The organism is Bacteroidales bacterium (assembly GCA_018334875.1).
Lineage (GTDB): Bacteria > Bacteroidota > Bacteroidia > Bacteroidales > UBA12077 > JAGXLC01.
Genome location: JAGXLC010000082.1, coordinates 1 through 11,240, shown reverse-complemented (window position 1 = coordinate 11,240; position 11,240 = coordinate 1). Strand labels below are relative to the sequence as shown.

Here is an 11,240-nt window from a genome sequence, read left to right as displayed (position 1 = left end):
ATTCAAAGGATGGTGGGCCCGGTAGGAGTCCCATATCCAGTCGTCCGTATAGAAGGGGAAGCCCTGATCATCATGAACCTGGCCATCGAAAGCACTGAAATAACGGCCATCCTCTGAGATGGACACGGGCCGCTCATAGGTGCGGTACAAAGCTGTGTAAAATACCGTTTTGTCATCCTCGCTGCCCCCTTCCACCTCGATTTTTCCGAGGGCTTCGTTCCAGATCTTTCGGCCTTCACTATGCAAAGTGCTCATGGCTTTGTCTTCCACCTCCCTTTCCATGTTGTTTCTGGCCTGTGCTTCATCAATGAATGAAATGCCATAGCGGAGGTTGATGGATCCGGTATTAGCGGGATATTTCAATACAATAGAGACATTATTCCCTTCTGTCTGTTGTTGCTCTGCCAATTCCCCCTTCTCCAGCACAAATACATTCTTGGGTGATTGTTCGGGCAGCAGATGCAAATAGGCCTTTGTCCCGTTTCCTACAGATCGGTACCCCCTAATGGCTTCTCCGTTCCACCCGAGCATGCCATTCTCTGCATTCAGAATAAGATAGGCTTCTTCCTCGTCATTAAAATCAATCTGATACATTGCCGACTGGTGCGATACGCCAAAATTGACCTGCGTCTGCTGTCCATCCAGAAATACGGACCAGGAGTAGGGGGTGATCGTTTCATTGTCGTAGCTGTAGGAAATTACCGGCCGGATGTCTTTTTCACTGCCCTGAAAAGGGCTCAGGTGAAAGGCATGGGAACCCCTGTGATTTACCACAATCAGGGGCAATCCATCCATGGAGACGTCGGTATAACTGTCGCGGTTGGGATATACACGCAGAAAACTGTTCGGCAGATGCACCGTAGGATAGGTTGGCACCAGCAAATGGCTGATGTTTCCGATATAGGGGTTCACATAATCTACCGGTTGCTCCTCTTCTAAAGTGCAACCCAACATTGTTATGATCAATAAAGTAGTAAAAGAAATTAAATTTTTGTTACGCATAATAATTGGATTAACTTTGAAAGTACCAAAATATAAATTCATTGTAAAACACGTGCAAGTTTTACTCTAAAGGCTTAATATATACATAAAATGCCCCAAACTCCTTATTGTCTTCAGTGATAAAATAAGGTTTGAACTGTTGCCGTCCACCGGATAATTTTGCCTGGAAGGTTACCTCTTTGGCAGACATATCCACCGGTTTTTCCAGGCGTAAGCCTTCCACTTCAATAGCTGCTCTTTCCAGATCAATAACCGTTCCTTCAGGTTTGGCCTCATACCATTGTTTATCTTCTCCCAGTTGCCCGGGAGTTTCATCAAATGCCAAACCTGATTCTCCGGGCCAGCGCCGGAGAGATATTTTATAAGTTCCCTTCTCATACACATCAATCATAAAGTAACCCTTTAAAAGGTTGTTGTTTCCGGGTTGTCTGATTTGTGAGTGGTTCCAGGCTACTATACCCGGTGTATGAAGGTCATGGCAGGTAAGCGTGACTTCTTCATGGCCCGGGAAGCCAATTTTATAGGCTTCATATTTTCCGAAATCAGCAGACACGTAATCCCACCACCGTTGATATTCGGCACGCAGTTGCCTGACAACTTCCGGATGTTCTGAGGCTATGTCATGCTTCTGTCCCGGATCCTTTTGTATGTTATACAGCTCTTTGCCGTCGATCAGCCGCCACTGGTCTGTCATTACACTGTTCATTCGCCATTTCTCAGGATGTTGTTTACGGTTTTGATCGATGATTACTGTCCGCTCATCGGGCCATGATTGGGTTTTCCCTGTCAGGAGCGGCTTGAGACTTCTCCCGTCATAGGCAGGGCCGTCTACAGGGGTAAGGTTGCATAAATCGATCAGTGTTGGAAGCACATCGGTATGGGAGCTGATGGCTTCAACATCCCGTCCACCCTCAATGCCGGTTTGTTCCCACCGGATGAAAAAGGGTACCCGGTGCCCCCCTTCGTACTGAGAACCCTTGTTTCCCTTCATTCCTGCATTGAATATACCGGCGCCGTAAGACGTACCATTGTCGGTCATAAAGATCAGAATCGTATTTTCACGAAGGTCCTGTTCTTCCAGTTTTTTCTCCAGCATCCCCAGATTGTCGTCAATGTTGGTGATCATTCCATAGAAAACCTTTTGTTCCTCAGTAAGTTCCTCTTCATTTTTATACCGGTTGAAATATTCTTCTTCTACATTTAGGGGACTGTGTGGTGCATTTGTGGAAAGATACACAAAGAACGGCTCTTCCCGGTGATCATCTATGAATTTCATAGCCTCTTCGAAAAAGACATCGGTACAATAGCCTTCGAATTTTTCGGGAACTCCGTTGCGGAAGTAATGGTCATCGAAATAATCGTTGTTCCAGTAGTCGGGCGTTTGCCCTACTCCGCCGCCTCCGTGATACACGGCTTCATCGAAGCCCCGGTGATGGGGAAGATAAGGATAGGCATCTCCCAGATGCCATTTGCCGAACATCCCGGTTGCATAACCATTTCTGTTGAATACTTCAGGCATGCTGATAAATCTTTCACGAAGCAGGCTGCAGCCTCCAATGGTATGCCAGGCCCCGGCCCGGTTTTTGTTGGCTCCGCTTAAAAGACCGGCCCGGGTGGGAGCGCTTGTCGGGGCAACATGAAAATCCGTGAGCCTTACACTTTCGCCGTACAATTCATCCATGTTCGGCGTTTCAATGATGGAGTTGCCATGGCAGGCCAGGTCTCCGTAGCCCTGATCATCTGTTATGACCAGGATTACATTGGGCTTCTTTCGCTCTTCTTCAGCTTTTGATGAAAGCGAGAGAAAGAGTGAAGTAACCAGGGTGAAAAGGAAAAGATGGATAGCTGATTTCATAATTTATTATAATTGAGATTTATACTGTCATCTACGAGAGATTACGAAGCTTCCAGGTTTATGAAGTGCCACTAAAACTCTAAAGCACATAATCCCACAAAAAATAAACTTAATGCTGTTTGGTGTTCCTATGCTATGGTGGCAAAATATTTTCTCCGTGATTTTATCGTTGCGCTTTGTGGTTAATATTATAAGAAGAAATTATTTATTCTCCCGACCACTGTGCTGCGTTTCTCAATATTTGCTGCACCTCTGGCACCGACAGGGATTCTGCATCGTGACCCAAAAGGATTTGGAATATTTTTCCTGTACCGTATCGGTAGGTCCAGGCCTGTGGCTCCATTTTGCCTGTATCCTCCGATTTAGCCACCAGCAAAGGCTCACTCACCGGTTCATCGCCCACCTGTTTGTAATACAGTTCGTCCTTAGTTTGAAAATCCGATATGCCCTCGGTGATCTCATGCTCCACATCGGTGACCTCCACTGTAAATTTTCCGTAGGCATCATGAGCGCTGGGTCCGTCATGATCCCATACCCTACGGCAGATTTTGCGGAATTCCGGCCAGTCGGATTCGCCTGCTTCAGGCAGGGATTTGTGCCAGGCCCCGTTGGCAAAGTGGATGATCAGCAATCCGCCTCCTTCTTTAAGATAAGTCGTAAAGTCTTTTTTGGAGGCATCGCTCAGTCCTTCGGGATCATCCCAGTTGTTGTAGTTCAGCACCAGAAAATCATACCGGCTGAGGTTCAGCCGGGCAAGGTCTTCGATATCCTTTGACACATCCACGTTCATGTCGCCTTTTTCCAGGGCCGATCGAATGACCGGTGTTGTCTCTTTCCAGTCGTGTCCCGGGTGATGTTTACCGGTTAAGATCAGGCCGTTCATCGGATTATCTTGCTGAGCAAATCCTATAATCGCTATAAATATGAACAGTATTCCCGTGATCAGTGATCTCATAATTCAATGTTTTTAAGGTTCATTAGTGTACCAGTTTATTAAAGGTTTGAATTTCAAATTGATTTATATGCCAAATTCGGAAACTCTGCGTGTATCGCCATGGAACCCGCTTTTTAATCATGTTCGTGTTGAGGATATTACTGCATGGGGGTTTCAACAGTCGCAAGGGCCTTTCTTGCCCCGGCGATTAATTTTTCCACTTTTTTATAGGGATCCCCTTCGCCCAGTGTTTCCAGCGGCAGATAACCCCTGTAGCCGGCATCTGCGGCTATCTGAAATACTTTCTTCAGATCGGTTTCGCGGGGTTTTCCGTCAAAATAGACCAGCTCCTTGATCTGCCAGGTAATGGCATAGGGCACCACTTTTTTGATTTCTTCATAGGGATTGCCCTGCCGCAGGCTGCCAATGTCGAGGTGCAAGCCCAGCCAGTCGTGGTTGGCTGTTTCCATGATCTCGATGAGGTGATCGGAGGTTTTGATGAAATCGTTGTGGTTCTGCATGGCGATCATCACGCCATAATACTTTCCATAATCAGCCGCCTGTGTAAGACCTTCTACGACCCATTCATTGACATCAGCCTGGGAATAGCCCTCAGGCATATTTCTGCCTGCGAACAGGCGGATACAGGGAGCCCCCATTTTGGAGGCAACAACGATCCACTCTTTTATATGCTCCAGGTCTTTTTCCCGTTCTGAAGCATCGGGGTTGGAAAAATCGTTTCTTACGCCTGTACCGCTAATGTCCAGGCCCTGGAGAAAAGCCTGTTTTTTGAACCGGTTGATGTATTCGTCGCCGGGTACTTCCGGATATCCGGGAAAATAATATCCCGTGGGGTCTATTGCATCCAGATTGTTTTCAGCGCAGAAGTCAAGCAATTGAAACAAATCCATTTCTCCATCCTGGAGTAAGCGGTTGAAGGAATAGGCATTCAAGCTGAGCTTCAGTTTGGGCCTGTCTATGGATTCCGGACTTTGGACACCGGCACGGATACCTGCCGGCACTGCCAGCAAAGGCATGAGGGAAGCGGCTTTCATGAAGGAACGTCTGGAGATTTTCATAATAAAAAGGATTAATAATTTAATTGATTAAAGTTAATCCGAATTATTTATAAATCCAAAGAATGAGGACTGATATCTAACCCCGGCTTTAGATGCAAACAAATATTTTCTAACCTGATTATAAGTACCATACTAAGAATTAAGTGGTTGACTTTATTTTTTTGAACCACACACCTGCCCGACGGCAGGGGGTCTGCTCCGCAGCAGGTAGGGGGCAAATAGGAAAGACAGGATTTCACATAGATTTATCATTCATCAGGCAATTGAGAAGACAGATTTTTGAATAAGGTTCTTTGACCTTCTTTGTATACTTAATAAAAAGTAGAATCAGTAAAAGCTCTGAGAATTTTGCGATTTTTCTCATTACCTTATTGGGTTTTTACATAAAAAGGATTAAATTTCACTCCCTCTTTTTCATTAATGTAACAGTATATTAAAAAATTGAATTTCAAACTGATTTATATGCCAAATTCAGAAATTTTGCTCGTATTACCATGGAACCCGCATGTTACTCATGTTCTTGTTGTGAAGGTTTCTGGATGCGGGTTTCATCTTTTAAATTAACATTTCTGGCGTATAACAAAAAGCCGATCAATTCAGGTTTCAGCATGAATACCGATCTCTCCCATATCATTTTCAACCGCATCCATACAGCATTTGTGCATTATAAACTTATCTTTGATGAAAATGGTCAGGTCATAGATTTAGAAATAATAGAGGCCAATCCTGCCTATAAAGAACTAACAGGATTGCAACAATCATACATTGAGGGTGAAAGAGCTTCCCGCCTGGCGTGCGGTTTGACAGAAGAAGAGATGAAAGATCTTCTGAATGTATATGAAGATGTTGCATTAAACGGGAAACATAAAACTTTTGAATACTATTTTGATTTCCTGGCTGCCTGGTTCAAAATGGAGGTTTTCTCTCCGGGAAAAGACCACATCATCATTTCTTATACCCGGCTTAAAGAAGACAATGGAGCTACCTCCAGGGATGCAACGGATCAATCCTACAGCCACTCCTATTTAAGAACCAAATGGTTAAATGATATATCCAGGAATGTTTTGGCGGGCTGGTCAGCATCCGGGATTATAGACTATACAGTGAAACTCCTCAGCAACTATTTTCCTGAATACCGGATCGCATACAACACGATAAACAAACAAGGGGAGCTAACGGTAGTGGCAACTTCCCAGCCCAAAACAATGCCTGATATTACCGGGCTTACAGCCGATCTTAAGCAGGCTCCAAAATATCTGGAAAAATTAAAATATGATGAGCCTGTTATTATTCACAAAGTGAAAAATAGCGTTCTGGTAGAACCTATAAAGGAGGCTTTGGAGGAAGGCAAAACAAGAGCCATTCTTGATGTTCCGCTGGTACATTCCGATCATTTAACAGGACTTTTATGCTTTGACGCACCTTTCCCCCATAACTGGGCCAGGCATGAGATAGATACACTGAAAGAGATTTCCGATTATCTGACATTGGTTCTTCGAAATGAACAAACCTGGCAGGCTCTTAAGGAAAATGAGCAGTACCAGAGAGCTATGGTGGAAGCCTCACCATTGGCCATCATAAGCCTTTCTCCTGAAGGATACGTGCGTTCATGGAATAAGGCTGCCGGAAGAATTTTTGGCTGGAATGCCGGGGAAGTAATGGGCAGAAAATTGCCGATCGTGCCGGAAGACAAGGAACATGAATTTGCTGATTTGAGAAAGAAGGTTATGCAGGGAAATGCCTTTTCCGGAAAAGAGTTGAAACGAATTACCAAGGACGGCCACCCGATCGATATTAGTGTTTCAACTGCACCGATGTATGATGCGGAGGGGTATATAACAGGCATAATGTCCGTTATCGAAGATATCACGGAACGGAAAAAGGATGAGCATCGCTTGTATCTCCTTAATAACCTATATCATATACTCAATGAGCTCAATCAGAACGTCAGGCATATGCGTGAACCGCAGGAATTGTTTGAAGTTCTATGCAGGAATCTATTGGAGCATGGTGGATATGAAGGAGCCTGGATTGGTATGACAGATCATACCCGGAACCGGTTAAAGGTTGTAGCACGTGAAGGAATATGGGACAGCAAACATTCCCCGGATGATCTGGAGCTCAATCAGTCCGGTGCCGAGAAAAATGCTGCTGTCAGGGCCATATTGTCCGGTAGTTATATAATTTCCAATCAACAGGAATTACACCGGGCAGAGGGAAAATCCGCACAAGAATTGAACGGGAGTGGTTGTCGTTCTGCCGTATCATTTCCCATATCCGTTTCAGGAAAGCGACGTGGAGTGCTGAATATTTCCTCCTCCCGGAATGATTTTTATGATGAAGAGATAAAATTGCTTGCCGAATTGGCCATTGATCTCTCATACATACTTGAGTCCATTGAGCGGGAAGAAGCGCTTCGAAAGTCCGAGGCAAAGTTTAAAACCCTGTTTGCTTCTGCGGCTGATGCCATCTTCATTCATGATCTGAACGGCCGGTTTCTGGAAGTAAATCAGGCTGCCTGTGATCGGCTTGGATATACACGGGAGGAACTTCTCAGGCTGAGGCCGGGAGATATCGATGATCCCGAATATGCCGCTAAATTCCCCGAAAGAATGGAAAAACTAAAGCAAAACGGGCATTTGTTTGTAGAATCTGTGCATTTAACACGAAACGGAGCCTCCATACCGGTAGAGTTAAACAGCCGGCTGATAAGATATGAGGACAAGCCTGCCATCCTTACCATTGCCCGGGATATTAGCAAAAGAAAAGCAGCCGAAAAAACCATACGGGAAAGAGAGAAACATTTACAGGAATTGAATGCGGAAAAAGACAAATTCTTTTCCATCATTGCCCATGATCTGAGATCTCCGTTCAATGCTTTTCTTGGATATCTGCAGTTTTTGGAGGAGCGTTTTTCCAAATTCAGTAAGGATCAAATACTGGAAAAGATCACTATATTAAGACAATCTGCGAATAATCTTTTTTCCCTGCTGGAAAATCTTTTGGAATGGTCGCATTTACAAAGGGGCATCACCGAATTTCAGCCTGAAAAAATACAACTCGGTGAGGTGGTGGATGAAAGCGTTGCCTCTGCACGGGAACAGGCTGCTCAAAAAGATATTGAGTTGTCTGCCCATATCCCTGAAACGGTACAGGTGAAAGCCGACAGAAGGATGTTATCGGCTATACTGCGGAATCTAACCTCCAATGCCATTAAATTTACTCCCGGGGGAGGACGTGTATCAATAGGCGCTGATCCATCCGAAGGCGGCAGGGTGAAAATATATGTACAAGATACGGGTATAGGAATGAATGAGGATATGAAAAACAACCTCTTCCGTCTCGATGCAAAAGTGAACCGCCCCGGCACGGAAGGGGAAGCGAGCACAGGCCTGGGATTGCTTCTTTGCAAGGAATTTATAGAAAAACATGGAGGCACGATTCAGGCGGAAAGCAGGGAAAATGAAGGAACTACTTTTATATTCAGCCTTCCCGCCGGTTGAAAGGGCTTGGTTAAAAGTAACTTTTCCCTTTTTCCTGATAATTATTGTTTTTTTGTTTTGATCTGCGGTTTTTTTTGTATTTTTAAACCAGGCTTTAGCATTGAAATATAAGTGAAAGAATTTTAAAAAGGATACTTTAATATTACAACATATTATAATTCAGGAGGGCATATAACATGACAAACAACAATTCATTTGAAAGAAGGAAATTTTTAAAATTGTCCTTAACGGCTGTTTTGGGAGGCCTGACAGGCAAACTGGCAGGTAGTCCATGGCAGGAGAGCTCCTCAATAATTGAAGAAGCTGCAAAAAAAGTAGGGAAACTGCCACGCCGTAAACTGGGATATAGCCAGAGAGACATATCTGTCTTGATTGGGACGGGAGATATGGCCCAGATGCCTATGGAAGCCGGTATCCTGTGTGGGATGAATTACTGGCATAAGGCCAATCGATGGATGAAGAGCGGTGCGCCCGAGGCCATTATTAAAAACAGGGATGCTCACTATTGTCAGGTTACAGTCGATCGCGTGGGAGGGAATCATTATTCCGGGCATTTCGATGAAGAGGAACACTACAGGTATGTCAAAGAAGCTTTGGAAAGAACCGGTCTTCGCTACTTTGATGACATGCAGCTACATTTTGGTTATCACAATACAGAAGAACTTAAGAAGGACAGGAGTTTTGTACGTGCTTTTGAGCGGTTGAAAAAGGAAGGACTTGTAAAACACCTGTGCCTTTCACAGCACAGCTATGATGGAAGTTCCAGGGTGGAAAACGGAGAGAGTGCAGCAAAGATACTAACAGCCGTAGTTGAGGACGGCATTTATGAACATGCTCAGTTTATGTATTCCTATGGAGATGACCCTGAGATGGACAAGTTTATAGAGTTTGCCCGGAGAAGAAATTTCGGCACCATTGCCATGAAAACTGCGCGGGGAATTGGGCGTATGAGGCAGGATCAGACATTCATGGACAAGCTTCCGAACGGAACGGCACCACATAATGCTTTGGTACGTTGGCTTACAACTCAAACAATGCTTGATGCAGCAGTGGTTCGTGTTAGAAATCTGGAAGAATTTGTGGAAACCTATTCAGGTGCCGGGAAAGACTTACGCGCTCAGGAAACTCGTGCATTAGAGATGATGGCTGCCGAAGCCGACAGGTCTGCTTGCCGTATGTGCGGAAAATGTCAGTTCCATTGTCCCCAACATATACCCATAGCTGACATTCTGCGTTTCGAAAGATATGCCATGGACGATTACGACTGGAATAAGGCAAGCGGCCTTTACGCTGAACTACCGGTAAAGGGAGATATGTGTATCAATTGCCGCAACTGTGTACAGGCCTGTCCGCTAAATCTGCAGATCCCCGAGAAACTCTCAAGAGATCATATTCTTCTGAGTACTTAGAGACGCACGGCTGTGTCTCTATATATGGCAAAAAGGCATTCAAATGCAGGCAAAAAAATATATGATGATGTTCAATTGAACAAAAATTATTAAATTGGGTTCGTCAATTAACCATTTATATTATGAGTACTAATTATTCAAAAGTATACCTGAAATTCGGAACAATAGAGGTTACCATTGAAGGAGACGATACATTTGTTTCCGAACAGTTCCGGAATATTTTTAATTTACACAATGCGGATACTCAAGAATATCTTGCCAAAAGAGCATACGAAACAATACCTGAGCAACAACAATTATCCGCTCCATCTTTAGAAAAACCGGAAGATCAGGATAAAGAAGCTAAAACAAAACAACCGTTAAAGGAACCCGTCAAAGAAACAATCTCAGCAAAATCCTCTGTTTCCCAGCAAATTTTAAATGCTTTAGGAACCAATTTCGCAGATTGGTTAGCCAATCTTCCTAATTCATCGGAAACACGGGATAAAATTTTGATTGCTGCTTATTATAACCAAACAATGAATGCCGGGAAAAAATTCCATATGCGTGGAATTAATGCCATCTTAAACGAACATGGAGTTTCGGTTTCCAAGATATCCAATTTTTTAGATACATTTGAAATTCAAAAAATTATTGCCAAAGTTTCTGATTCAAGTCGCAAAGGTTATCAATTTACAAAAGAAGGGGAAAAATATATACAAAAGTTATTTGCCACCCAACTCAATGAATAGAATTAATAATAATTGGATGGCCATAAACGGTTAGATTTGTGGCATTTCACCAAAACAGACGCACGGCTGTGGGGCGAGCGCGAGAATTACTACCACTAATCCCACCGTCCATCAGGAATCATCTGATGGCTTTACCCCTGGCACCCCGTCTGATCTCACCCAAATAGCGGGAGAGGTTAGAGGAAAGGTTGTTTCATTGCCAGTCAATCTTTACCGCATTGACGCCAGTTTCAGATTCTTTGTGACGCCCGCCATGAAATTTTTCCTGTTCATCATGAAACTCTACCCGGACCCATTGAACCGTTTCTATATCTTCCAGATTGCTCTCATCAAAACCGGGAGTAACAACCCTTAAATTCTGATCAAACGCCTGTAGTTTTTTAATTAATTCATTTACTGTCATATCTTGAGTTTTATAGACAAATTTACGCAAAAAATTGGAATGGTTTTTCTGCCTGTTGACTCCAACGACACCGTTTGTCATATCCGAACTGTACCTTTGTATCCGCAATCATCAAAATTCAGGAGTTTATGGAGAAACATATAAGTCAAATATATTTTCATTTTTTTCTCTCATCTTTTTAATACCTTGCGGGTCAACAAATAAAAAAATATGGATCTCCCTTATTCCCCAGACCTGCATATCCACAAGCTGGCTGCGGTGTTCAACAAAACCACCAACACCTATAAGTATCAAAGAATTGTTTGACGGGAGTTTGAACGTTTG

The 11,240-nt window shown here is 43.8% G+C and carries 9 protein-coding genes; 3 read left to right on the top strand and 6 right to left on the bottom strand.

Annotation, left to right across the window (positions count from 1 at the left end):
• From KGY70_08825 to KGY70_08810, 4 genes are all read right to left on the bottom strand, one after another.
• The coding region (locus KGY70_08825; protein MBS3775278.1) for a glycoside hydrolase family 92 protein at positions 1–1,002 on the bottom strand (1,002 nt) is incomplete at its 3' end.
• Between the two features lie 61 nt (positions 1,003–1,063).
• Positions 1,064–2,857, bottom strand: a complete 1,794-nt coding sequence (locus KGY70_08820) for an arylsulfatase (protein ID MBS3775277.1) — start codon at positions 2,855–2,857, stop codon at positions 1,064–1,066.
• Between the two features lie 205 nt (positions 2,858–3,062).
• Positions 3,063–3,812, bottom strand: a complete 750-nt coding sequence (locus KGY70_08815; protein ID MBS3775276.1) for a ThuA domain-containing protein — start codon at positions 3,810–3,812, stop codon at positions 3,063–3,065.
• 137 nt (positions 3,813–3,949) lie between these two features.
• On the bottom strand, positions 3,950–4,870 hold the full coding sequence (locus KGY70_08810; protein MBS3775275.1) for a sugar phosphate isomerase/epimerase: 921 nt from the start codon (positions 4,868–4,870) through the stop codon (positions 3,950–3,952).
• Between the two features lie 539 nt (positions 4,871–5,409).
• Here KGY70_08810 and KGY70_08805 point away from each other — a divergent pair.
• The 3 genes from KGY70_08805 (at position 5,410) to KGY70_08795 (ending at position 10,513) form a co-directional block, all read left to right on the top strand.
• A complete protein-coding gene (locus KGY70_08805) occupies positions 5,410–8,373 on the top strand; it encodes a PAS domain S-box protein (GenBank protein ID MBS3775274.1) in 2,964 nt (987 codons plus the stop codon).
• Between the two features lie 176 nt (positions 8,374–8,549).
• On the top strand, positions 8,550–9,782 hold the full coding sequence (locus KGY70_08800) for a 4Fe-4S dicluster domain-containing protein (GenBank protein MBS3775273.1): 1,233 nt from the start codon (positions 8,550–8,552) through the stop codon (positions 9,780–9,782).
• Positions 9,783–9,904: 122 nt separating this feature from the next.
• On the top strand, positions 9,905–10,513 hold the full coding sequence (locus KGY70_08795) for a hypothetical protein (GenBank protein MBS3775272.1): 609 nt from the start codon (positions 9,905–9,907) through the stop codon (positions 10,511–10,513).
• Between the two features lie 193 nt (positions 10,514–10,706).
• On the opposite strand, the gene KGY70_08790 is transcribed toward KGY70_08795, so the two are convergent.
• On the bottom strand, positions 10,707–10,916 hold the full coding sequence (locus tag KGY70_08790; protein ID MBS3775271.1) for a hypothetical protein: 210 nt from the start codon (positions 10,914–10,916) through the stop codon (positions 10,707–10,709).
• Between the two features lie 126 nt (positions 10,917–11,042).
• The coding region (locus KGY70_08785) for a hypothetical protein (protein MBS3775270.1) at positions 11,043–11,240 on the bottom strand (198 nt) is incomplete at its 5' end.

What these genes read in the sequence shown, in the direction of transcription:
- KGY70_08820 (MBS3775277.1), bottom strand. Translation starts at nt 2,857, where the DNA reads ATGAAATCAGCTATCCATCTTTTCCTTTTCACCCTGGTTACTTCACTC.
- KGY70_08815 (MBS3775276.1), bottom strand. Translation starts at nt 3,812, where the DNA reads ATGAGATCACTGATCACGGGAATACTGTTCATATTTATAGCGATTATA.
- KGY70_08810 (MBS3775275.1), bottom strand. Translation starts at nt 4,870, where the DNA reads ATGAAAATCTCCAGACGTTCCTTCATGAAAGCCGCTTCCCTCATGCCT.
- KGY70_08805 (MBS3775274.1), top strand. Translation starts at nt 5,410, where the DNA reads ATGCGGGTTTCATCTTTTAAATTAACATTTCTGGCGTATAACAAAAAG.
- KGY70_08800 (MBS3775273.1), top strand. Translation starts at nt 8,550, where the DNA reads ATGACAAACAACAATTCATTTGAAAGAAGGAAATTTTTAAAATTGTCC.
- KGY70_08795 (MBS3775272.1), top strand. Translation starts at nt 9,905, where the DNA reads ATGAGTACTAATTATTCAAAAGTATACCTGAAATTCGGAACAATAGAG.
- KGY70_08790 (MBS3775271.1), bottom strand. Translation starts at nt 10,916, where the DNA reads ATGACAGTAAATGAATTAATTAAAAAACTACAGGCGTTTGATCAGAAT.